The sequence below is a fragment of the Corallococcus silvisoli genome (genome assembly GCF_009909145.1).
In the GTDB taxonomy this organism is placed as follows: domain Bacteria; phylum Myxococcota; class Myxococcia; order Myxococcales; family Myxococcaceae; genus Corallococcus; species Corallococcus silvisoli.
The window spans coordinates 212,770-235,862 of sequence record NZ_JAAAPJ010000014.1 but is presented as its reverse complement, the minus strand read 5'-3'; the positions used below and the strand labels follow the sequence as shown (position 1 = coordinate 235,862).

Annotated in this window: 18 protein-coding genes; 6 read left to right on the top strand and 12 right to left on the bottom strand. The window is 71.9% G+C overall.

Annotation, left to right across the window (positions count from 1 at the left end):
- Window positions 1–19 precede the first annotated feature (19 nt).
- The 4 genes from GTY96_RS37275 to larC all read left to right on the top strand — a co-directional run bounded on the left by GTY96_RS37275 (window position 20) and on the right by larC (window position 5,267).
- Window positions 20–2,689 carry a chemotaxis protein CheA gene (locus GTY96_RS37275; protein WP_201756408.1) on the top strand — a complete coding sequence of 890 codons (2,670 nt, stop codon included), beginning with the start codon at window positions 20–22 and terminating at the stop codon, window positions 2,687–2,689.
- Window positions 2,686–3,276 carry a chemotaxis protein CheC gene (locus GTY96_RS27055; protein ID WP_143902806.1) on the top strand — a complete coding sequence of 197 codons (591 nt, stop codon included), beginning with the start codon at window positions 2,686–2,688 and terminating at the stop codon, window positions 3,274–3,276. The genes GTY96_RS37275 and GTY96_RS27055 overlap by 4 nt, the downstream gene beginning before the upstream one ends.
- 66 nt (window positions 3,277–3,342) lie before the next feature.
- A complete protein-coding gene (gene larB / locus GTY96_RS27050; RefSeq protein WP_143902804.1) occupies window positions 3,343–4,095 on the top strand; it encodes a nickel pincer cofactor biosynthesis protein LarB in 753 nt (250 codons plus the stop codon).
- A gap of 5 nt (window positions 4,096–4,100) precedes the next feature.
- Window positions 4,101–5,267, top strand: coding sequence for a nickel pincer cofactor biosynthesis protein LarC (larC, locus tag GTY96_RS27045; RefSeq protein WP_186001940.1), 1,167 nt, complete (start codon window positions 4,101–4,103; stop codon window positions 5,265–5,267).
- A 15-nt stretch (window positions 5,268–5,282) separates the two neighbouring features.
- Here larC and GTY96_RS27040 read toward each other — a convergent pair whose 3' ends face one another.
- From GTY96_RS27040 to GTY96_RS26990, 11 genes are all read right to left on the bottom strand, one after another.
- Window positions 5,283–6,065: a VOC family protein gene (locus tag GTY96_RS27040; protein ID WP_143902802.1), complete on the bottom strand. Its 783-nt coding sequence runs from the start codon at window positions 6,063–6,065 to the stop codon at window positions 5,283–5,285.
- Between the two features lie 97 nt (window positions 6,066–6,162).
- Complete coding sequence (locus GTY96_RS27035; RefSeq protein WP_161666239.1) at window positions 6,163–7,866, bottom strand: DUF6311 domain-containing protein; 1,704 nt, start codon at window positions 7,864–7,866, stop codon at window positions 6,163–6,165.
- A gap of 61 nt (window positions 7,867–7,927) precedes the next feature.
- Window positions 7,928–9,244, bottom strand: a complete 1,317-nt coding sequence (locus GTY96_RS27030) for a hypothetical protein (RefSeq protein WP_161666238.1) — start codon at window positions 9,242–9,244, stop codon at window positions 7,928–7,930.
- Window positions 9,245–9,279: 35 nt separating this feature from the next.
- A complete protein-coding gene (locus GTY96_RS27025; protein WP_161666237.1) occupies window positions 9,280–10,581 on the bottom strand; it encodes a hypothetical protein in 1,302 nt (433 codons plus the stop codon).
- 79 nt (window positions 10,582–10,660) lie between these two features.
- On the bottom strand, window positions 10,661–12,385 hold the full coding sequence (locus tag GTY96_RS27020; RefSeq protein ID WP_161666236.1) for a caspase family protein: 1,725 nt from the start codon (window positions 12,383–12,385) through the stop codon (window positions 10,661–10,663).
- Window positions 12,382–13,182 carry a hypothetical protein gene (locus GTY96_RS27015; RefSeq protein ID WP_143902792.1) on the bottom strand — a complete coding sequence of 267 codons (801 nt, stop codon included), beginning with the start codon at window positions 13,180–13,182 and terminating at the stop codon, window positions 12,382–12,384. Before GTY96_RS27015 ends, GTY96_RS27020 begins: the two co-directional genes overlap by 4 nt.
- Window positions 13,179–13,847, bottom strand: coding sequence for an RNA polymerase sigma factor (locus GTY96_RS27010; protein ID WP_235685892.1), 669 nt, complete (start codon window positions 13,845–13,847; stop codon window positions 13,179–13,181). The genes GTY96_RS27015 and GTY96_RS27010 overlap by 4 nt, the downstream gene beginning before the upstream one ends.
- Before the next feature lie 207 nt (window positions 13,848–14,054).
- On the bottom strand, window positions 14,055–14,747 hold the full coding sequence (locus GTY96_RS38610) for a DUF3575 domain-containing protein (protein WP_161666235.1): 693 nt from the start codon (window positions 14,745–14,747) through the stop codon (window positions 14,055–14,057).
- A gap of 336 nt (window positions 14,748–15,083) precedes the next feature.
- Window positions 15,084–17,027, bottom strand: coding sequence for a serine/threonine protein kinase (locus GTY96_RS27000; RefSeq protein WP_161666234.1), 1,944 nt, complete (start codon window positions 17,025–17,027; stop codon window positions 15,084–15,086).
- A gap of 33 nt (window positions 17,028–17,060) precedes the next feature.
- Window positions 17,061–17,990: a DUF2381 family protein gene (locus GTY96_RS26995; protein ID WP_143902783.1), complete on the bottom strand. Its 930-nt coding sequence runs from the start codon at window positions 17,988–17,990 to the stop codon at window positions 17,061–17,063.
- Between the two features lie 165 nt (window positions 17,991–18,155).
- A complete protein-coding gene (locus GTY96_RS26990) occupies window positions 18,156–18,833 on the bottom strand; it encodes a hypothetical protein (protein ID WP_161666233.1) in 678 nt (225 codons plus the stop codon).
- 220 nt (window positions 18,834–19,053) lie between these two features.
- On the opposite strand from GTY96_RS26990, the gene GTY96_RS26985 reads away from it, so the two are divergent.
- A complete protein-coding gene (locus GTY96_RS26985) occupies window positions 19,054–19,707 on the top strand; it encodes an outer membrane beta-barrel protein (protein ID WP_161666232.1) in 654 nt (217 codons plus the stop codon).
- 181 nt (window positions 19,708–19,888) lie between these two features.
- Here GTY96_RS26985 and GTY96_RS26975 read toward each other — a convergent pair whose 3' ends face one another.
- Window positions 19,889–22,270, bottom strand: coding sequence for a lamin tail domain-containing protein (locus GTY96_RS26975; RefSeq protein ID WP_235685891.1), 2,382 nt, complete (start codon window positions 22,268–22,270; stop codon window positions 19,889–19,891).
- A gap of 242 nt (window positions 22,271–22,512) precedes the next feature.
- On the opposite strand from GTY96_RS26975, the gene GTY96_RS26970 reads away from it, so the two are divergent.
- Window positions 22,513–23,007: a transcriptional regulator gene (locus tag GTY96_RS26970; protein WP_143902779.1), complete on the top strand. Its 495-nt coding sequence runs from the start codon at window positions 22,513–22,515 to the stop codon at window positions 23,005–23,007.
- Window positions 23,008–23,093: the final 86 nt, after the last annotated feature.

The following is a 23,093-nucleotide window of genomic DNA, read 5'->3' as shown; positions in this document are numbered from 1 at the left end:
CTGAAGGAGGTGCCGGGTCATGACGATGGACATGTCCCGGTACCTGGGCCTCTTCATCTCGGAGGCCACCGAGCACCTGGAGGCGCTCGGGCGGGACCTGGTGGAGCTGGAGCGCGAGGCCACCGCCAGCACCGTGGACTCGATGTTCCGTCACGCCCACTCGGTGAAGGGCATGGCGTCGTCCATGGGCTTCGAGCCCATCGCGATGCTGGCGCACCGGGTGGAGGACCTGGTGGACGCGGTGCGGCAGGACCGCAAGCTGCTCGACCGGGACCTGGTGGACCTGCTCCTGAGCGCGGCGGACACGCTGTCGGCCCAGGTGCGCGCCGTCGCGTCCAGTCGGGAGCCGGAGCCCGCCGAAGGCCTGCTGCAACAGCTGGGCGTCCGGGTGCAGGCGCTCACCGGCCACGCGCCCGCCGCGACGCGCGTGGCGCAAGTCACCGCGCTCAAGCCCGCGACGCCGCCAGCCGGTGACGACGGACCCGAGGGGTCCGGTTCGCCGCCGGGCGGGGCAGACGGTCCTTCAGGGGCCGGAGCCTCGGGCTCGGGAAGCTCCGGTGCCGGGAGTCCGGGTGGCTCCGCTGCTTCGGGTTCGGCGGCATCCGCCCCTGGGAGTCCGGGTGACTCCGCTGCTTCGGGTTCGGCGGCATCGGCCCCAGGGAGTCCGGGTGGCTCCGCTGCTTCGGGTTCGGGAAGCTCTGGTGCTGGGAGTCCGAATGACTCTGCTGCTTCGGGGTCGGCGGCATCCGCCCCTGGGCGTCCGGGTGGCTCCGCTGCTTCGGGGCCGGAGCCAGCCGGCCCGGGAAGCCCGGGCGGCACCGCTGGCCCACCGGTGCCGGGTGATTCGCAGGGGCCCTCCACTCCGCGCTCGGAGTCCTCCGGCGGCGGTGCCGGGTCCACCGATGCGGGCGTGCCGGGAAGCCCGGTAGGCCTGACGGTGGTGAGAGCCCCGGAGGCCTCGCGTGGCGCTCCGGGTCCCGAGGCCGGAGCTCCCGGTGGCCTGTCGCCCTCCGGCCTGTCCGCGCTTCCCCCCGCCAGCCTGATGCCGCCGCGCGACCTGAGCGGCCCGGAATCCCTCTACGGCGCACCCGGCGCGCGCTCCCTCACGGCCGTGCGGACGGACTCCGACCCCTCCGCCTCCGTGGTCGCGCTGGCCGCGGGCCTCAAGGCCGTCGCCAGCGCCGCGGACCTCCGGGCCAGCGCGCCCCGCTGGTCCGTCCGGCTGCGCATCTCGCCCACCTGCCAGGTGCCCGGCGTGCGCGCGTTCCTCGTGCACAAGCGGCTGTCCACCCTGGGCACGCTCGTGGACCTGCGGCCCCCCCTGGAGGAGCTCAAGGCCGGCCGCATCCCCGACGGCTACATCCAGGTGGACGTGGAGACCCCCGTGGGCGAGGCCGGCATCCAGGCCGCCCTCCGCAACGTGGCCGAGGTGGAGGTCGTCTCCGTCGCCCCCACCCTCCCGGAGCCCCCCGTCCTGCCCGTCGCCGCGCCGGCGTCGGACAGCGCGCGCGCCAGCGCGGACGCGAGCTCGCGCACGGTGCGCGTGCGCACGGAGCTGCTCGACTACTTCCTCGACACGGTGGGGGAGCTGATGCTCGCCACCGCCCGCCTGCGTGAAGTAGGCAAGGTGCTGCCGGAGAACACGCGCCCCGCGCTGGAGGAGGGCGTCTACCGGCTGCACACGCTGGTGAAGGACCTGCACGACAAGGTGATGAGCGCGCGCATGACGCCGCTGTCGCTCATCACCGACCGGCTGCCCCGCGCCGCGCGCGACCTCGCCCGCCGCAAGGAGCGCGAGGTGGAGCTGGTCATCACCGGCGCCGAAATCGAGCTGGACCGCGCCATCCTCGACGAGCTGGCGGATCCGCTGCTGCACCTCTTGCGCAACTGCATCGACCACGGCCTGGAGTCCCCCGACGAACGGCTGGCCGCGAAGAAGCCCACGCGCGGCCGCGTGCTGGTGACGGTGCGCCGCGCGCGCGACCGCGTCATCATCGACATCGAGGACGACGGCCGGGGCATGGACCCCGCGAAGCTCAAGGCCTCGGCGTTGAAGCGCGGGCTCATCACCGAGGACGCCGCCCAGCGCATGGCGGACCGAGACGCCTTCCTCCTGTCGTGCCTGCCCGGCGTCTCCACCGCGAAGGACATCACCGACATCTCCGGGCGCGGCGTGGGCATGGACGCCGTGAAGCGCGTGGTGGAGAGCGTGGGCGGCACCCTCGAAATCGACAGCGAGCGCGGCCGGGGCACCGTCTTCACCCTGCGCCTGCCGCTCACCGTGGCCGTGGTGCACCTGCTCCTGGTGGAGGTGGGCGAGGAGGTCTTCGGCCTGCCCATCGCCAAGGTGGTGGGCGCCACGGAGGCGGACCCGCAGGCCCTGAGCAAGAGCCGCGAGACGGCGCTCCTGCCCCACGGCAACGGCCTGTTGCCGGTGCACGCACTGGAGGTGTTGCTGGGGGTGCCCGCGTCGCCCAGGCCGGGATTCCGGCCCTTCGTGGTGATGGAGGGCGACGCCGGCACCGGCAAGGTGGCGCTGGCGGTGGATCGCCTCCTGGGGCAGGAGGAAGTCGTGCTCAAACCCCTGTCCCGGCCCCTGGACTTGCTGCCGGGCCTGTCTGGCGTGACCATCCTGGGCAGCGGGCGGCCCGTGTTCATCCTGGACGTCCCGAGGTTACTGACCGCGTGAGCCCCCCCCTGCCCAGTGACGCGCAGCTCGACGCCCTGCGCGAGGTGGCCAACATCGGCTGCGGACACGGCGCCAATGCCCTGGCCCGCCTGGTGGGAGGCCGCGTGGACCTGTCCGTCCCCGAGGTGCGGGTGACGGACGCGGCGCAGGGCCCCGCGCTGCTCGCCGAGGACGCCCCCGCCGTCGCCGTGCGCCTGGGGATGACGGGCGAGCTGCGCGGCGCGCTGGTGCTGGCCCTGCCGCCCCGGGACGCGGAGGCGCTGGAGTCCGCGCTGGTGCGGGGGCAGCCCGCCTCCCCCGCGGAGCGCGAGAGCGCGCTGACGGAGGCCGCGAACATCCTCGCCAGCGCGTGCCTCTCCGCCATCGGACGGCTGACGGGCTGGCGGCTGTTGCCCACGGTGCCCCGGCTCGAGCGCGGCCCGGTGCGGCCGGTGCTGGCGGACGTGCTGGGGGACGTGGAGCCGGGGCCGGGCGTGGTGCTGGCCGCGCGCTTCGCGGCCACCGGGCCCACGTCGCTGGGCGGTCAGATGCTGCTGGTGCTGGAGCGCGGGAGCGCCCAGGCGCTGTTGTCCCGGCTGGGCCTGTAGTCCGCCGGGGGCATCCCCCCACCGCGCTCCTGGAGGACCGGGGGCGGGTGGGGTAGAGGGTCGCCCATGGACGAGAAGGCGCTCAGGGCCCTGCTGGGGCAGGTGAAGACGGGCAAGGTCACGCTCGACGACGCGGTCGGCAAGCTCAAGGACCTCCCGTACGCGGAGCTGGGCTACGCGACATTGGACACGCACCGCAACCTGCGCTTCGGCTTCCCGGAGGTGGTGCTGGGCGAGCCCAAGACGGTGGAGCAGCTGCTGGGCATCGTGGGCGCGCTGGTGGAGCGCAAGCAGACGGTGCTGGTGACGCGGCTGCAGCCGGACAAGGCGGAGGCGCTGCTCGCGCGCTTCCCCAAGGCCGAGTACCACCCGGTGGCGCGCATCTTCCACCTGCGCCAGCGCAAGGTGAAGGCGGGCCTCATCGCGGTGGTGACGGCGGGCACCAGCGACATCCCCGTGGCGGAGGAGGCCGCGCTCACCGCGGAGGCCATGGGCGCCCAGGTGCGGCGCGTCTACGACGTGGGCGTGGCGGGCATCCACCGGCTGCTGCGCCGCCGGGAGGAGATCCAGGAGTGCCACGTCGCGGTGGTGGTGGCGGGCATGGAGGGCGCGCTCGCGAGCGCGCTGGGCGGCCTGGTGGGCATCCCGGTGGTGGCGGTGCCCACGTCGGTGGGCTACGGCGCGAACCTGAAGGGCATCTCCGCGCTGCTCGCGATGGTGAACTCGTGCGCCTCCAACGTGGCGACGGTGAACATCGACAACGGGTTTGGCGGCGGCTTCTACGCGGCGCTCATCTCCCGCACGAAGGGACGGCGCTGAGAGCCATGCGACGCATCCTCTACCTGGAGCCCGTGGGCGGCATCGCCGGGGACATGTTCCTGGCGGCGGGCATCGACCTGGGCGTGTCGCCGGATGCGCTCGCCCAGGCCCTCTCCGGTCTGAGCGTGCCGGGCTGGAAGCTGGCGGTGTCGCGCGCGGTGCGCCACGCCATCAGCGGCACGCACCTGGACGTGGTGCTGGACGCGAAGGAGGCGCACCCGCACCGCGCCTACGCGGACATCCGCCGGCTCATCGAAGCGGCCCCCACGCTGCCGGAGCGCGCGAAGTCGCGGGCGCTGGCGGTGTTCCGCGCCATCGGCGAGGCCGAGGCGAAGGTGCACGGCGTGTCCATCGACGACATCCACTTCCATGAAGTGGGCGCGGTGGACTCCATCGTGGACATCTGCGGCGCGGCGGTGGTGCTGGAGCTCTTGGGGGACCCGGAGGTGCACGCCGCGCCGCCGCCCCTGGGCAGCGGCACCATCCGCGTGGCGCACGGGCAGATGCCCATCCCCGTGCCCGCGACGCTGGAGCTGCTTCGCGACGTGCCCGTGCGCTTCGAGGGCGTGGGCGAGCTGACCACGCCCACGGGCGCGGCCCTGCTCAAGGTGCTGACGCGGATTGGCCACCCGCCGGACTTCATCGTGGAGAAGGTGGGCTACGGCGTGGGGACGAAGGACTTCCGCGACCGGCCCAACGTCCTGCGCGCGTCCCTGGGCCGCGTGGAGGCGCAGGCCACCGAAGGGCTGTGGGTGGTGGAGGCGAACCTGGATGACGCCACGCCGCAGCTGCTGGCCTATCTGGTGGAGCGGCTGCTGGAGGTGGGCGCGAAGGACGCGTGGGTGTCCCCGGTGGTGATGAAGAAGGGCCGGCCCGCGCACCTGCTGGGCGCGCTGGTGGAGGGCGGCCTGCGCGAGGCGGTGGTGGACGCGGTGCTGCACGAGTCCACGTCGCTGGGCGTGCGCTACCACCGGGTGGAGCGCCACGCGCTGGAGCGCGACTGGGTGGAGGTGGAGACGCCGTGGGGCAAGGTCCGCGTGAAGCGGGGCCTGCGCGACGGCCGGGTGCTCAACGCGCACCCGGAGTTCGACGACTGCGTCCGCGTGGCGCGGGCCGCCGGCGTGCCGGTGAAGCAGGTGATGGCCGCCGCGATGGCGGCCCTCACGCCTTGATGCGGCAGCCGCGGACTACGGCTTCGGCGGTCGCGCCAGGGTGATGATGCCGAAGGCCGCGCCGCCGGGGTCGGCGACGATGCTGATGCGGCCGTAGGGCGAGTCGAACGGCGCCATGATGACCGTGCCACCCTTGCGGGCGACGGTGGCCGCGGTCTCGTCGGTGTTGCCCACGGCGAAGGTGACCATCCAGTGGGCCGGCACGTTGGCGGGGGTCTTCGCGTCCAGCTGCATCACGCCCGCCGCCTCACCGCCGTCCTTCTTCAGGACCCAGTACTGCATCTGCTCCCCCGGCATCTTGTCCGCCGTCATGCCGAAGAGGTCCTTGTAGAAGGCGACGGCCTTCTCGCCATCGCGCGTCTTCGCCTCGTGCCAGGCCATGGTGCCGGGCTCGTTCACCCGGCCCGCGCCAGGGAACTTGTTCGGCTGCCAGAAGCCAAAGGCCGCCCCGGTCGGGTCCTGACAGAAGGCCATGCGCCCCGCCTCGCTGACGTCCATGGGCTCCATCATCACCTTGCCGCCCAGCTCCTTCAGACGGGCGACGGAGCGGTCCACGCTCTCCACGGCGAAATAGACGTTCCAGGCCGAGGGGGCGGGCGAGTCCTTGGGGCGCGGCATCATCGCCGCCACCTCGCTGCCCTGCGTGCGGGCCATCGTGTAGTAGCCGTTCTCCTTCAAGCTGGGCCCGAACGTCCAGCCGAACACCGCCCCATAGAAGTCCTGGGCCTTCTCCAGGTCCCAGGCCATCAGGTCCACCCAGGACACCGTCCCCGCGGCGTGCTTCGTCATCGTCGGCATGGTTGCTCCCCTCGCTGTGCGCCCGGGTGATCCGGGTTACCTGGAAGGTAACAGCGCTGGGGAGGGACACTGAAAGGAAATTCAGTGTCGCGGCGCATCAACGGAGGGGCTGTCGCGCGAGCCCCTGGGCGAACGCGTCCGTGTTGCCGGCCACCACGCACACCGGCAGCCCCTCCACCCGGCCGCACCTCGCGCCCGCATCGAGGAAGGGCCGCAGGTGTTCGGGCAGCACCACGTACGCGGTGCGCGCGTCCAGTCCGCCCGGGGGCAGCGGCGCGTGGCACTCCGCCTCCAGGGCCTGGGGTGTGCGCGACGCGTAGCCGCTGTTGAAGGTGAGCTTCAGCCGGTACGCCTGATACGCCAGCGCGTTCACCAGCGGCTCGTCGTACCGGCACACCCACTGCACATGCGGTGGGAAGAGGGCCAGGTGCTGGTAGGGGCCCTCCAGCGCGGCCCAGTCCGGAGACCGCAGGCGCTGGAAGCGCACGGGCTTGAAGAGGGCGCTCTTGTCTTCACGAGCGTCGTACGCCTGCACCGCCAGCGCCACCGCCAGCGCGGCCCCGGCGACGCCGGGCACGCCCCTCCACAGGCGCACCACCAGCAGCACCGCGCCGACGACGAGCAGATAGTCCAGCGGCCACACGAAGCGGCCCGAGGCGCGGAACGCGTTCGTGGCCTTCACCAGCGGCGCGTACAGCGCGCCCAGGTCCGCCACCGGCTGGCCCAGCCACGTCACGCGCGAGGACAGCGCGTAGACAGCCATCAGCAGCACCACGACCGCCGCGGGCAGCCCCCGGCGCCAGTCCAGCGCGCGCGCTTCACGCGAGCGCAGCGGCAGGCTCACGGCCGCGAGCGCGAGGAGCAGCAAGGCCCCCGCGCCCAGGTAGCCGAAGCCCTCGCCCTGCCGGGGCGCCGCGGGGAGGTCCGGCAGCAGTCGCGACCAGCCCAGCGGGTTCACCAGCGTGGCCAGGTCCGCGGAGAAGTCCCCGAAGCCCTCCGCGCCCAGGCCGCTCCCGCCGAAGTAGCCGAAGAGGGCGAACAGCCCCACGTCCAGCGCCGCGATGCCCGCGCAGGCCCCCGCGACGCGCGCGAGGCCGAGCTTCCGGCTCCAGACGAGCCGCACCCCGAGCGCCAGCGTCAGCGGCATCAGCATGGCCACCCAGTACGGGTGGGTGCCGGAGGCGATGGCGTTGAAGAGGGCCGCGAGGCCCAGGCTCCGCGTCGCGGCGCGCGCGTCCGCCACGTCGCGCAGGTTGAGCCACAGCAGCGCCACCAGCAGCCAGTGCGCGCACAGCGTGGGGTGGCCGAAGCGCGCCGCCATCACCGGCGACAGCGCCAGCAGCGCGCCGCCCAGCGCCACGGGCACCGGGCGGGGGGACACCGTCTCCACCAGCCGGGCGCCGAAGTAGCCCATCAGCGCGTAGCACAGGCCCAGCCACGGTCCGGTGTACTGGAAGTCCACGGGCAGCAGCCCGTTGAAGGGCTTGAGGAGGACGGCGAACCACGGGTTGCCGTCCGTGAGCGCCACCGACGAGCCGTAGGGATAGAAGTGGTTGGGCGCCGCGCCCAGCGGCAGCTGCCAGTCCGCGTTGCGGAAGAAGAGCCAGCCGAAGATGTGCGCGGCCCAGTCCTCGCGCATCATCCAGTCGATGCGCGTGGGCGGCAGCACCGGCCCTCCGCCCATCCACAGGAACCAGCCCAGCCCTCCGAGCACCGCCAGCACTCGCGCGACGACGAGGGCCCGGTGGGACGCGGCGGGGGAGGGGGACGGGGGACTCGGGTTCGGGACGGACTCGCTCAAGGCGCGGCGACTGTAGGCGCCGGTTTCCGCGCCCCGCAACCGCTGGCTGTCCGCCCGGGGCCTACGGGCAGTAACGCGCGTAGCGCAGGCCGCGTGTCGTCACGGAGGTGCCCCCGTCCTTGGGGTGGAAGAAACGCACGTAGGTGAAGCCCACCTGTCTCCGGGCCCTGCCGTCCACGAGATCCTCGTACACCGCGGAAGCACTGGCGCGCGCGTTTCCTCCATCCAGCGTCTCCAGGGTCAGGGGCGGTGTCGAGCCGACGCGGCCAGACTCCGTCAGCGACTGCACGACCAGTTGGCCGCTGCTGTCGTCGACGTTCGAGAACGGGTCCGCGTCATCCAGCAGGGTCGACATCTGGTCCCCGGGCCCCAGCTGCAGCGCGGGGCCACGGCTCATGAAGGGCCCCAGCCCGCGGGCCTTCCAGCCGCTGTCCTCCTTCCGCCACAGCCACGCTCCCTGGTTGTTGGAGCCCAGCAGGGCGGGCCGCCCGTCCGCGTCCACCTGGAGCGCGACGCGCAGTCGTGGCGAGCCCAGGGGAACCATCCAGTCCAGAGGCTCGGTGGCCCAGGTCCCGGACGTGTTGCTGGCGTACACGACCTGGCTTTCGTCGAGGCCCAGCGTGAGCAGGAACACGGCGTGGAGATGGCCGGCGGCATCCACCGCCAGCCGCTCGCGATCGCCCAGCGGGATTGGCACTGGGAGCGGGTTCAGGGTCCAGGTTCCCCCGTCGCCAATGGCGCCATGCACGTAGGTCTGTCTCTCGGAGCCGGGTTGTTCGACGAGCAGGTGCGGCGCTCCCTGGGGATCGAGCGCGATGGCCCCGGCCCGGCCCTTCCCCAGCAGCTGTGAGCGCCAGACCCCTCCCGTGTCATGCGCATAGCCGAAGGAGTCTCCCTGTTGGAACAGCACGTGGTGGGTGCCGTCCACGGCCACCGCCATGTGCACGTCATAGAGGGGCGAGACGTCGCCCGCCTGCGCTGGGCCGTCGCCCGGGCGGGTGGTGCCTACATACAGGCGCGAGTTCTTCGAATAGGCGTAGTGGCCCACGCCCTGCGCGTCGAAGGCGAAGCCCGCGGTGATGACATCCAGCCCCTCGTCCACCACCCACGTCGTCCACCCCGACTTGCCGCAGGCCTGCTCGCCCGGGCCGGCGTCGGGGTCTTCGCCCGCGTCGCCCGCGTCCGTTCCGTCGTTACTCCCTCCGGAGTCAGGGCTGGTCACCACGACCGCCACGCAGGTGCCGGACACGTTCTGGTACTCGCGGCCCGGTTCGGGTGGGGAGACCCCGTCCAGGCAGATGGGGTCGCAGCTGGCGAGCACCGCCGCGGCCAGGACGGCGCTCGACAACGCGGTGGGCAGGAGGAGCGAACGGGGCATGGGAAGAATCCGCCAGGGGCGCGGCGTGCGCGGGCCTATGGGCAGTAGCGCGCGTAGCGCAGGCCGCGTGTCATCTGGGGCAGGCCGCCGCCATCCGGGGAGGTGTAGTGGATGTAGAAGAGGCCTGCCTGCACCGCGTCCTGGGCGTCCACGTGCACCGCGGAGTCACCGAGGAGCGCGTTCCCGCCATCCCGCGTCTCCAGGAGCGCGGGCGGCGTCGTTCCGACGACGCTCGGGCCGTCCCATGTCTTCACGACCCACTGGCTGGGGCTTCCGCTCGAGTTCGCGTCCGGGGCCGCGTCATCCAGCAGGGCCACCCCCAGCCCCGAAGGGCTCTCCGTCAGCGAGGGGCCGCGGCTCAAGAGGCCCCCGAGCCTCTGCTGCTTCCAGCCGCTGCCATCCTTCACCCACAGAGACGCGCCCTGGCTGTCGGAGCCCAGAAGGGAAGGTTGCCCGGCCGCGTCCACCCGGAGCGCGATTCGAAAGCGTGGCGAGCCATTGGGAATCGTCCAGTCCAGCGGCTCCTCGGTCCAGGTTCCCGCCGCGTTGGTCGCGTACACGGCCTGGAAGCTCCCGCTGAGCGTGCGCACGAACACCGTGTGGAGGTGGCCCGCGGCATCCACCACCAGCCGCTCGCGATCGCCCGCGATGCCAAGCGCATTCAGCGGGGTCAGGCTCCAGGTTCCGTCTTCGGAGCGCGTCCCGTACAGATAGCCCATCAGCATGGAGGGCTGGCCAATGAAGAGGTGCGGCGCTCCCTGGGAGTCGAGCGCGATGGCGCCGATCCAGCCCTTTCCCAACAGCTCCGAATGCCAGACACCGCCGGTGTCGTGCGCGTAGCCGAAGGAATCACCTTGCTGGAACAGCACATGGTGCGTGCCGTCCGCGGCCACCGCCATGTTCACGTCGTAGGCCGTCGCAACGCCGCCGACCTGCATCGGAGCGTCCCCCGGCCGGGTCGTGCCCACGTACAGGTGTGAGTCCTTGGAATAGGCGTAGTGGCCCACGCCCCGCGCGTCGAAGACGAACGTCGCGCTGAGGCTGTCCAGGCCTTCATCCAGCACCTGGGTCGTCCAGCCCGACTTGCCGCAGGACTGCTCGCCCGGGCCGGCGTCGGGGTCTTCACCCGCGTCGCCCGCGTCCGTGCCGCCGTCGCTCCCGCCAGCGTCGGGGCTGGTCACCACGACCGCCACGCAGGCGCCGGACACGCTCTGGTACTCGCGGCCCGGTCCGGGCGGGGAGACCCCGTCCAGGCAGATGGGGTCGCAGCTGGCGAGCACCGCCGCGGCCAGGACGGCGCTCGACAACACGGTGGGCAGGAGGCGCGAACGGGGCATCGGAAGGATCCGCCAAGGGCTCGGGGTGGGCGCGGCGTGCGCGGGACAGGGCGCGGCCCACGGCTCCGGCCCGCGTCCGTTAGCGCCTCAGGGACACTTCCAGGCCGTACTGCGGATCCGTCCCGGTCTGGCCGTTGGCGGTGACTCGGTCCAGGCCCACCTGGGCCGACAGCCGCAACTTCATCCCCGCGAGCCGGCCCATCACGCCCGCGGCCACGTGGCCGGTGAGCAGCAGCGGGTCCGCCTGGCGGAAGCCCGGCGCCGTCAGGCCCAACAGGCCCCAGCCCACGCCCACCTCCGCGAACAGCGGCACGCGCGTGGGACTCTCCAACCCCACCAGCCCCTCCACGGTGAAGCGGTGCAGCCGGATGCCGTCCCGGCTCGCGAGCGGCGTCACGCCATACGCCCCGCGCGCGCCGTAGTAGAGCAGGTGCACCGAGGACGGCGTGCGCCACGACAGGCTGGGCCCGGTGGCGAACTTCGCCAGCCCCAGGGGCGAGCGCCCCGCGCCCAGGCCCAGCTCCAGCCCGGACGTCCAGCCAGACGGCGCCGCCGCCAGCGGGGACAGGGACCCGCCGATGACGGGCGTCTGGAGGCCGGTGAAGTCCACCGGCACCAGCCCCGCGGCGGCCACGTACTCCTCGTAGAAGGGGCGGTCCAACGGCACGGAGAACAGGCCGCGGCGGAGCGCCTCCTCCGCGGGGCCTCGCTCCTGCAACTCCCGGGGGCGCAGCTCGGGCGTGCCGGCGGACAGCTGCGCCAGCGTGAGCCGCGCCTCCGCGTTCGGCGCGCGCACCCAGTACACGTCGCGCGGGGGCAGGAGGATCCGCGTCCACTGCTGCTCCGAGCGCCGCACGTCCACCAGCCGCTGGCCGTCCGCGTCCTCCACGGAGATGCGCGCGTACGCGAAGCCCGCGGGGAAGGTGACGCGGGGCCCCTCCGGCGCGGGGCCCACCAGCGGGCGGCGGGGCGCGGCCGTGGGCGCGAAGGCGTTGACGGACAGGCGCGCGGGCAGGCCCTTCACGCCGTGCAGCGACGCGGCCACGAACGCGGCCAGCTCGCTGTACTCCACCTGCCCGTCGCCGTTGATGTCCGCGCCGCCCAGGAGGCCCGAACGCGCCACGTGGCTGAAGACGCCCGCGCGGATGCGCGACCACTCGTGCGTCTCCCCGTCCTCGCTCTCCGCGAAGAGGGCGCCCACGTTCGGCCGCGACGTCAGCTGCTCGCGCGCCAGCACCCCGCGCAGCTCCGCCAGCACCGCCGCGTCCGGCGTGCCCCCGCGACGGCCCACCACGCCCGACGCGCGGCAGGCATCCGCGATGACGTGGACGTAGTCCGCGCCCATCGGATCCACGACCTCCGCGTAGAGGCTGGTCCGGTCCAGGCGCGCGTCGGCGAGCGTGAAGTAGGCGCGGCCCGCGCTGTCCGTGTTGCCATGGCCCACGTAGACGATGAGCACGTCCGTCTGGCGCCCCGCCGCGCGGTCCGCGAGCGCCGCGGCCTGGAGCCGCTTCACCGCCTGCTCCACCGCGGCGCGCGTGGGAGGCTGCGCGGACTGGAGCATCAGGCTGCCGGCCTGGCGCGTGGAGTCGTCCGGATCCACCAGCAGCGTGGTCTCCACGCCCAGCCGCTTGAGCGTCTCCGCCCACAGCACGCCGTCGTCGTCCGCGTAGCGCAGGGGCGCGAGCGACGGGTCGTCACTGCCATTGTGGGCGATGACGAGCGCCCGTCGCACGGTCTCAGCGAATGCCTCGGGAGCCGCCATCAGCAGGGCCGCTCCCAGGAGCACTTCCAGCTTCTTCATGGAGAATCCTTTACCTGGACCTCCTGCCTGAGCACCACCACCCCCTCCGTTACTCCGCTCCGCAGGGCCGCCAGGGTGGCGTCCGGGTGCTCGGAGAACGTCGCGGTGATTTCGGCCATATCGGGGGTCGCGGGCAGGACGACCGTCAGGTCCAGGGGACCCTCTTCGCCTGCCTTGCCGCTGAGCGCGTAGGGGCCGTTGACCTCCTCATGGCCCCCGGCGCGCACCCGCACCGCCACGTGGGCGTAGGGCGTGCGGGCCCCGGCCGCGAACGCCAGCTTGGCCCCCGGCGCACAGGCGGTCCCGGAGTGCAGCTCGCGCATCCGCTCGCCTGGCGCCGAGCAGAAGATGCGCAGCACCGGCTGCGCCAGCGGGAGGAGGATGGGAGGGGCCGGGTCATGCACGGCCCCCCGCGGGCTGAACTCGGGTTCGGTGGGCGCGGCGATGGTGGGGCCGACGGACGTGGGCGTCACCATCACCGACAGGAAGAGGGCCGCGAGCGTCGCGCCGAGCACCGCCAGGGTGGGCCACCGGGCCGGGGTCGCGTCCGAGGGCACCGCGGCGCCGAGGGCGGCCTCCAGGCCCGCGGCGGTGAGCGCCTCCAGCTCCAGGGCGGTGGGGGTGTCCGTCTGGCCGGACTCGAAGACGCGGTGGGCGTGGGCCCACTTGTCATACCGGACGCCACAGCGGGCACAGGCGTGCGCGTGGCGCAGGAGCCGCGAGGATTCGGGAGCGGATAGCTCCCCCAGGGACCAGCGCGTCAGCCCCGCGTCCGCATGTCGTTCGTACCACTTCATGGGAGGCTCCCGGATGAGAGGGCGCACAGGGACAGGGTGGCCAGCAGGGCGCCCAGCTCCAGACGTCCCGGTGCGGCGTCACTGTCCAACCACCCCGAGTTCTTCAGGTGCTCGGTGAACTGCAGTCGCAGACGGCGCTCGCGCACCCGCACCTCTCCGCGGGTGAGCTTCAGCTGGTCCGCGGCGGACTCCTGCGACAGGCCGTCCATGAAGCGCAGCTGGGCCAGGGCGCGGCCTTCGGCGGGCAGGGCTTCCAGGAAGCGGCGCACCAGCGAGCGGATCTCGGCGCCCAGGGCCTCCTCCTCGGGGCTGCGCCCGTCGGTGGGGGCGTGCACGAGCTCCGGCGCGTCATCCAGCGGAATGGCTTCCCGGGCCACGCGGCCGGAGGCGCGCATCAAATCAATGGCGGTGGAGCGGGCGACGGTGAGCAGGAAGCCCAGGTAGGGCCGCACGCCGTCGTAGGCCTGGCGCATGTGGGGGCGGAAGGCCCGCACGAACGTCTCCTGATGGGCCGCGTCCAGGTCCAGGGGCGTGAGCGCCACGGAGCGCACGCCTGTCTCCGAGTGCACGGAGAACCTGCGCGACAGATAGCGCAGTACCTCTGTCGAATAGGTGCGGTACACCTGGGTGAGCACCGCGGTGTCGCCCCGGCGGAAGGCTTCCAAGACTGACCGCTCGGTTCCTGGAAGCACGTGGAAGGCTCCGTCCCGGGTGGGTGCCCGGCCGGGCACCGCGCCCAGCCCTCCCGGGCCCCTTCTGGAAATGAGATACGAAATGACCCTGAAAATCGGGTCGTGGCTACACGCACGGCGCGCTTTTTCTTGAGTCCGGCGCTCGGGGTGGTTGCGAACCCGGGGGTATCCAGAGGCCGCTCAGAATCGGTAGGCGGCCCCCACCCGGACGAGGGGCCTCACCCCCTCCTGCGTCTCCACACGCGTCTCGTGATGGGTCAGCAGACATGGCGTGAAGAGGACGCACACCGGGTCTGGCGGGACGACGGTCTCGCTGCGCGTCTGGCTGACATCGGCGCCCGCGCCGAGCGACATGGACCATCTGTTCCCGAGCACCTGGGAATAGCCCAGCAGCCCGCCGACTGACTTGCGGGTTCCGCTCACCGGCCCGGCTCCATCGAAGTAGGCGCCTTCCGCCTGGACCGACAGGAAGAATCCCTGGAAGGGCTGTCCGCCTGGATAGAGGCGTCCGCCGGCCTGGAGGCCCAGGGCGTTCATGTCCACGCCGAGCTGCAGGCCTCCGAACACCGTGAGGTATCTCATCACGGGATACTCGAAGTCCCCGGCGATGGTCGGAGCGTCGGGTGAGGCCGCCACGGAGAGCGAGTGGCCGCGAATGCCAATGGCGAGCGCGCCGCGTGAGCGAGCGGATTCGCCAGGGCGCGGAGCGCGAGCCGTCTCCTCCTGGGCGAGCGCCATGCCCGGAGCGGTGAAGAAGCCAGCGAGGACGCAGGAACGAGCGACGTGGCGGTTGATCATGGCCGCCACCCGTTCACCCTGCGTGCCACGCGCAAACACGCGGAAGGACGCCAGGGTGGCGTGCCGCGTGTGCACGGGGCTGCACACCTGCGTAGGCGGATTCTCCCCCAAGGGCCCGCGTGGAGAGGAACGACGGTGAGCCGGACAGCGCTGTTCATGGTTGGCTCGGCTCCGCTCCCACGAACCCGGCGCGCGGGAAACCCTCTCACGCCGGGCCCGTGGGCTCGTCCATCACTCGACCCGTCTTCCCTCCCGGTGGGTTCGCCATCCGGAAGGGGCGCTCGGCTTGCGTCCGCTCCAACGGGGCCCGTGCCTCCTCGAACGGCATGGGCGGAAGGGGAGCGTTGCGTTCTGGAGCGGAGGGCTCATCCCCGAGCGGGCCTCATCGGCGAGGCCCTGTCCGCGCGTGGCTCAGGGGAACGCGTCCACGACGGTGTAGCCCACGCGCCGGTCCACGATGGCGGCGCCGGGCTTGGAGCCCTTCTCCTTCCACCAGCCCTCGGGGTTCCCGAGGATGATGCAGACCGGATAGGTGCGGCCGTCGGGCGTCCGCGCCCGGGTGTAGCGGCCCACCACGCGCTCCCCGCCGGTCCACAGGTGTCCGTAGAGCAGGGTGCCTTCGGGAAGCCGGCCGTAGCCCTCCTCCTGGACGCTGATGATGTCGCCATCGGAGACGGTGAGGGTCTCGGCGTCCAGGCTCCAGGGATGACGTGCGTCGAGCGTGAGGGTCGCCTTCCCATCCCGCTCCAGGTTCAGTGCCTTCATCGCCTCCAGCGCCTCCTGGGGGCAGCGTTGGGGTTTGGGGACCAGGGGCGCGCCCGCGCAGGAGAGGAGGGTGGCCCCCGCGCCGACCGCGAGCGTGCAGCGTCGGGCAAGGGTGCGTGAGAGGGAACCAGGGGCCTGCTTCGTCGGTGAAACCTTCATGGCGCTCGTCTCCTGAGGGAGCGGCGCATGGGAAGGAGGGGCCGCCCCGGGCGCGGCAGCTTGGTCGGACCCCGACGGCCGCGCCATGGACGGTGACGCGGACCTCGCGGTGGGCGCGCTGACAGGGGCTGCATCCTCGGAGGCCCGCTTCCGCGGTGTCCCCAGGCCCCAGAGCAGCCCGACCGCCGCCAGGAGCAAGAGGGCTCCGGTGGCACTCCGACGCCAGAGGGCCCGCCGCACCCGTTCGCGGCGCCATGGAGCGGCGGCGCGGATGGCCCGCCCTTCCATGGCGGCGACCTGTGCCGGGCTCCGGCGACGCAGCTCCCGGGCGGCGCGCAGGCCTTGGAGCCGGTCCATGCGCTGGCGGCGCGCGTGCTGGAGCGCCGCTTCCTGGCCCGGCGCCACCGGGCCCGCCGCGAGGGGATCTCCTTGGGTGGTGCGGGATTGAGGGGAGGGGGGACAGGCCCAGTCGAACAAGGGCACGTCCCAGTCCAGAGGGGCATCCGCGAGGAGCCGCTGGACCTCGGAGGCCAGCGCGAGCGCATGCGGGGGACGCGCGTCGGGAGCGAAGGCGAGCAGCCGGGTGATGAGCGATGCCAGCGCCTCCGGTACACGCGGATTGAGCCGCGACACGGCGGAGGTCGCGGGGCCTCGAGGAGGGAGGGCGCCCGCTTCCATCATCGCGGGGGCGGGATAGGTCTCCGTCAGCAGCCGGTGGAAGGTGACGCCCACGGCGTACAACTCATCCGCGACCGAGTAGCTGGGACCCTCCAGCACCTGTCCTGAAAGGGCGCGGACGCGACGCAGGTGCAACTGGGGGCTGTAGTAGTGCGCTGTCCCCGGAGGAAGCTGGCCGGTGCCGGTGAGCGGGACGGCCTCCGGGTGCCAGCCCGCGCCCCAGTCCAGGAGCACGAGCTTCCCACCCGGCCGGATGCGGATGTTGTCGCCCTTGAAGTCACGGTGCAGGACGCCGCGCTGGTGCGCGAAGGCAAGCGCCTCCGCGGCCTGCGCGAGCAGAGCTCCCACGTCACGGGCCGTGGGGTTGCGAGCGCGGGACCAGGCGTAGAGCGATTCTCCCTCGACGTACTCCATCACCAGGAAGGGATGGCTCCCATCGCCGAGCCGCCATGCTCCGGTCGCCAGCAGTCGAGGCACCGCGGGATGGCGCAAGCGCGAGAGGATCTCGGCTTCGCGTGAGAACCAGGGCGTGTCCGACTGACGGGCCAGCTTCAATGCGGCCCATGGGGCGCGGACGCGGTCGCTCCGCCGCGCCACGTAGACGGTGCCATAGCCGCCAGCGGCCAGCCGTCGCAGGACCGTCCATGGGCCCACGAGGGTCCCAGGCGGGAGCGCCTCCACCGCCAACACCGTGGGGATGAAGGCGTCCCTCCCTTGGGGCGAGACGTCCCCGGAAGACCCCTCACCCTGCATGGCCTGCTCCGTTCAGCGGTCTGTCAGGGCCTGTCATGGAGACACCTGCTCCCAACGGACACCGCGCTTGCCCTCGCGATCCCAGAGCTCCAGCGTGAGGTGGGTGCCGGGAGGTGTTTCCAGCGGGGGTTGCCACTCCACGACCACGAAGGCCTGCGCACCGGCCTCCAATCGCTGTTCATGCATGAGCAGCGGCGGCTCCTGGAGCACCCGCGCCCTGCCGTCGGCCGTCTGCGCGATCACGCGCGCGAGCCCCGGGACCCAGGGGTCGCTCCCCGGGGGATTGAAGAGGCGCGTGGCGAGCGCTCGCGCCGTCCCGGAGCGGTAGAGCGCATGCGGCCCTCCCGCCCGCAGGCCCATGCTCTCGGAGGGGTTCGGCAGATACACCACGGCGACGCCTTTCCGGGTGATTGCTCCGGACAGCACCGCGCCGCCCAGTCCACTGAGCGCGCACCGGGCCCGCAGCGTCGCGATCCCCGCCTCGGTGACGGCGCACCGGGCCCGCAGGTCCGCGAGCTCCTTCCCCAGGTCCTGCGCGCTGCGCCCCTGCCGGAAGACCTCCACCTGCGAGTCCACCTCGGCCTCCACGGTGGAGAGCACGAAGGTCACCCGCTCCGGAGCCCCCGCGCCCGCGAAGCGCACGGTGAGCACCGGCTCCTTCCCAGCGGGGACGTCCATGGACGCCTTGAGCACGACGACGTCCTCATGCACCGCGACCCGCGAGAAGTAGGGCGCGAGCGCGGCCCGGTCCACGGACTCCGGTTCGATGGGGGCGTCGAACGTGAGGGTGGTTACCTCCGCCGCGGCGACATGCAGCGGATGCGGCACCGGAGGCTCCTCCACGCGCAGCGTGAGCTGCCGGGCCTTGCGCTCCCGAACCCCGGTGACACGTGGCTGTGCCACCGCCACCGCTCCCAACAGGATCCCCAGCACCACGGGAATGACCGAAACGAACCGCGACATCACAGGTCACCTCCATCCTTCAAACCTAACAGATAGGGGTGACACGAAACGGAGGTCCATGGCCTGGGAAGCCTGCATGCACATGCGCGGAAGATGGCAAACCCAGCCTACCTCAAGGATTCTGGAGGAGAAGCCATACCTTGAGGGACATCCACCCGCCGCGGACTACGACCGCCGGCCCGTCTTCCGGGCGAAGTAGGCGCGACTGAAGTTCGGCAGGCCCCACTGGCGCGGGTCGTCCGGGTGCTCCTCGCTGGCGAGTGAGAGGTCGCTGTGTCCCGCCAGCCAGCGGATGAAGTCCTCCCGAGTCGCGAAGGTCCTTCGGGGCCGCGAGTCGCCCTGGCTGAACCGGAGGCCCTGGGCATACGTGCCGTCCGCGGGCTTCCAAAGGGCCCGAGCCACGCCCTCGCGAGGGTCGACGGTGACGGACAGGTCCGCTCCCGCGTCCAGGAGCTCCACCACCCGCTGCGCCAGGGCACGCCCGTAGGGCCGCGCATCCAGGGTGGGAGTCTCCTGAGGTGGCTCCTTCGCGTCCTCCCGGCGTCGCGGGCCGTCCGTCAGCCGGATGCGCGGTGGGGACGAAGCGTCGCAGAGGATGGACAGCTCCACGTTTCCGCGAGTGGGGTGCTGATGCAGCAGCGCTTGGACCTGCACGCGCTGTGCTTCGGGCAGGGCGCTGGACGTCCGCGCGCCATCCGGGCCGGTGGCGCTCACCGTGTCGTCGTAGCGTGACTCTTGCGGCTTCCAGGTGGCGGACAGCTCGATGCGCGTCAGTCCGCGGGCCTCGCGTTCGGCGCGCAGCCAGCGGACGACGTCGGAGTCTTCGTTCAGGGAGGAGGACATGGCGGGGGCTCGGATTTCATCGGGACCCTTGCATGAAGTCCGGCCTCCGCGCGGGCCAGACTGACATTCCTGTCGCGCTTCGTTGTTCCTTCGCGGAAACAACGGGTGTGAAAACGGGACCGCTGCAAATCCGGTCCCATGGTCGCATGCTTGCCTTGCGATGCGTGGCGCCGCCGCACCTCCCACCGCCGTCCGACGACGGCCTTGCTCCCTGGACACCATGACTGCTCGACGCTTCATCCCATCCTTGATGCTGCTGCTCTGTCTGGGCGCGCTGCCGGCCGCGGCCCAGGAGCCCTCGGGCTCCGGCCTCGCGCTGGGGGTGCGCGCCGCCCTCGGCATTCCAGCGGGCGACGCCACCCAGGCGCAGTCGCTGAAGGACACGTTCGGGAGCTCGGTGGCGCCGCAGGTGGACCTCTCCTACTTCTTCAGCCGGCAGCTCTCGCTGGGCGCCTACTTCCAGTACGGAATCGCGTCGGGGCCCGACGACCAGTGCTCGAACGGGGGCTCCTGCTCGAGCAAGGTGCTGCGGTTCGGCATCGACCTGGACTACCACTTCCGGCCGGACGGGTTCATCGCGCCCTGGGTGGGCGTGGGCGTGGGCTATGAGATCGGGACGCTGGGGGTCGGCGAGGACGACAGCTTCCGGTTGAAGCTGCAGGGCTACGACCTGGGGCATGCCCACTTCGGCGTGGACCTTCAGCTCACCCGGTCCCTCGCGGTAGGCCCGTACATCTCCGCCTCGCTGGGGCAGTACTCGAAGAACTCGCTCCGGCTGGGGGGCGCCGCGGAGATCAGCGCGGACATCGCCAGCGACCAGAAGAAGCTCCACGTCTGGATCCAGCCCGGCGTGCGCGTGCAGTTCCGGCTGTAGTCCGTCCCGCTGCCCTCACGCCTCCCGCGAAGACGGCGTGGGGGCGGGGAGGGGATGGCGGTGGGCCATCGCCACACGGGCCGCTGGCAGCACACTCAGCGCTGCCTGCATCCTTCGGACCCGACAATCATCCTTCCACCCAAGCGGATCGCCGGGTGGAAGTCGTGTCACCCGTGGCCTGTCAGAACGCCGTGCCGTCCGCCCGGAGGCCCGGGGTCGCGTCGCGGGAGTAGAGGTTGTAGCAGAGGTCCCAGCCCCCACTGGCGCTCCTGTCCGGCGAGCGGTTGAACGAATAGCCCTGGTAGACGAGCACGCTCGGGTCCAGATACGAGTGGCTGTCCTGCACCGTGCCGTCCGGCCGCACCAGGTACACCACGTCGCCCGCGCCCCCCTGGTTGCGGCCACGGTCGAACCGGAGCCCCAGGCCGCCGTTGGAGACCGTCGCGTATGTCGCGCCTGTCGGCAGCGCCGTGGCCCCCGAGTACACGACGTAGCCTTTGCCCGCGGGCAGTATCGTGCCCGAAACGAACGTGTGCCGCGCCGTCGCCGTGCCCTGGTACGACGCCGCGTCGTGGATCTTCCAGCCACTCAGGTCCACTGAACCCGGCCCCGCGTTGTAGAGCTCCACGAACTGCTGATCGTAGTCCGGCGTCCCCGCCGCGCCGTTGTACGGCTGCGCCAGGTACTCGTTGATGAACACCTGCGGCGTGGGCCGCGTCATCGTGAACACCCCGTCGCTCACGTCCGCCACATCCGCGCGCGTCGTGTCCGTCACCCGCACGCGCGCCGTGGTGGAGGACTCGCTCGGCACCGTCCACGTGTAGCGGCCGCTCGCCGCCGCCACGTTCGTCGCCACCGCGCGCCACGTCGCACCGTCCAGCGAGTACTGGATGTCCACCGCCGCCACGTTGCTCGACACCCAGGTGATGCTGAACGTCTGGCCCGCCTGAAGCGTCTCTCCGCCGTTGGGCGCCGTGACCCTCACGCTGCGCGCCTGCGTGAGCGTGCCGAAGTCGAACCGGCTGAAGATGGGGTAGTGGTCCGACGTGCTGCTCTTGTAGTTGGCGATGTTGGGCTTGAGCACCTCCGTGGAGTTCGCCACGTGGTACGGCACCAGCTCGTTCGTCACCATCTGGTGGTCGATGAACTGGCTGTTGCTCACCGTCGAGCGCACCCCCGCCTCCGACAGCGGCAGGGTGAGGAACTTGTACCGGGCCGTGTCGCTCACCAGGTTCTGGAACGGCGACGCATACGGCGTGTAGATGGACACATCCACGTCGTCGTTCCAGTCCCCCATCACCATCACGTTCTGCGTCGGCAGGTTCGTGTCCAGGTAGTCCTTGAGGCACACCGAGGCGTTCTGGCGCCGCGTATAGGAATCCGAATCCGCGAACGCCTTCATGTGCAGCACCATCACCGTCAGGTCCACCTTGGTCGTGCCCCGCGTCACGCGCAGGTCCACGCGCAGCGGCGGGCGCCCGGCGAAGTCATATGAACAGGACGCGAGGACGACGTTCGCGCTCACCACCTCCACCACGTTCGTCTTGTAGAGCAGGCCCACCTTCTGGTCCGCCGCCCCGTAGTAGTAGGTCGCGCCGCCCACCCGCGTGGAGTCGTTGGCGAGCAGGCCCCCATAGCCGCTCAGCCCCGCCTTCAGCGCGTTGAAGGAATCCACGCCGACGATCTCCGCCACGCCCATCACGTCCGGCCCCGCGTCCGCGATCACCGCCGTCGCGTTGGCCAGCTGCAACGCCTCGTCGCTCGGGCCGTTGCCCGGCGTCGTGTCCCCGAACCACTCGATGTTCCAATTGCCCACCTTCAGCAGCGCGGGAGTCCCTCCCGTGCCGCCATCCGTGCCGCCATCGGTCCCCCCATCCGTCCCCCCATCGGTCCCTCCGTCCGTCTTGGTCCCGCCGTCCGTCACCGGACCGCCGTCGGGCAGCTCCCCGGACATGGTGAGCACGGGCAGCCGCAGGATGGTCTCGGCGCGCACGCCGTTGGCGTCCTCCAACCGCAGCGTGAACTCATACAGCGCGGGGCCCCGAGGCACGCCGGTCAGCACGCCGGCCGCGGACAACGCCAGGCCTTCCGGAATCGCGCCATCCGCCTGCGACCAGGTCAGCGGCGGCGTCCCGCCCGTGGCGGTGAAGGTGAAGGTGTAGGGGCTGCCCTCCGTCGCGTCCGGCAGCGGCGACGTGGTGGAGATGGCCGGCGCCGGCCACGCGCGCAACGAGTATCTCCGCGAGCTCGCGGCCCCCTTCGCGTCGCGCACGCCCACGACCATGCTCCACTCGCCGGGCGTCGTCGCGGGCCCCACCAGCCGGCCGGCGTTTCCATAGAAGGAGAAGCCCGGCGGCAGCTTGTCCACCGAGTACGTCAGGGGCGGCGTGCCCCCTGTCGCGGTCAGCACCTGCTCGTAGGCCCCGCCCACCGTCGCGGCGGGCAGCTCCGTTGAGGGCAGCGTCAGCCCCGTCGACTCCGGCTCCTCCGAGGAGCATGCCGCGAGCGTGACGAGGGAGGTAAGCAGGACGAGCGACGAAAGCGCCCGGATGGACCGCGACATAGAAGAACGCTCCAGCACCGGGAGCGCCCTCAGGGCGCCTTCCCGGAAGAGGGCACGCACTGTAACGTGTCTGACATCCAACTGTCGCGCGTCCCCCAGCTTGCGGCCCCAGGGGGCTTCTGACGCAACGCCACATGGCAATGGATGGCGCGCTCCGCCGTCCTGTCTGGACAGGGCGGAAGGCTTTGCGCTCCTGTCGGACGTGCTGTTGGATGGGGACGAGCAGACGGAGGAGACGCGTCATGGCCGAGAAGTGGGACAGGCAGTTGATGGACTTCCTCAAGCGCACCGGCGAGGACCTCAAGCGCACCACGGACGACCTGCGCGGCGAGGCTGAACGCCTGCTCAAGGAAGTGAAGGATCCGGAGAAGCAGGCCAAGGTGAAGGAGGGCCTCGTGCAACTGCGCACCTGGGCCACCGCCACCACCAAGACCGCCGCGGAGAAGATCGAGACCGCCGTGCGTCGCGTGGAGACCACCGTGGAGGAGGCCTTCAAGCCCGGCTCCAGCGCCTCCGCCACCCCGCCCGCCGCCTCCGAATCCGCCTCGGAGCCGCCCCCGGCGGAGCGCCCCGCCCGCGCCAAGGCCTCCAGCGCGACGAAGGCCGCGAACAAGTCCATTGGCCGCAAGAAGAAGACCGCAGGCGCTTCCGCCCCCGCGCCCAAGGGCGCCCGGGCCACGAAGAAATCGGCTTCCAAGAAAACGCTGGGCCGCAAGAAACCCGCGCCAGGAGCGTGAAGTTCCGTTGCGCATGAAGCCGGGCCTGCCCGCATGCCGGGCACGGACCCGCGTGCCCCCCTTGGGTCCTGTTGGATCGCTCCCCG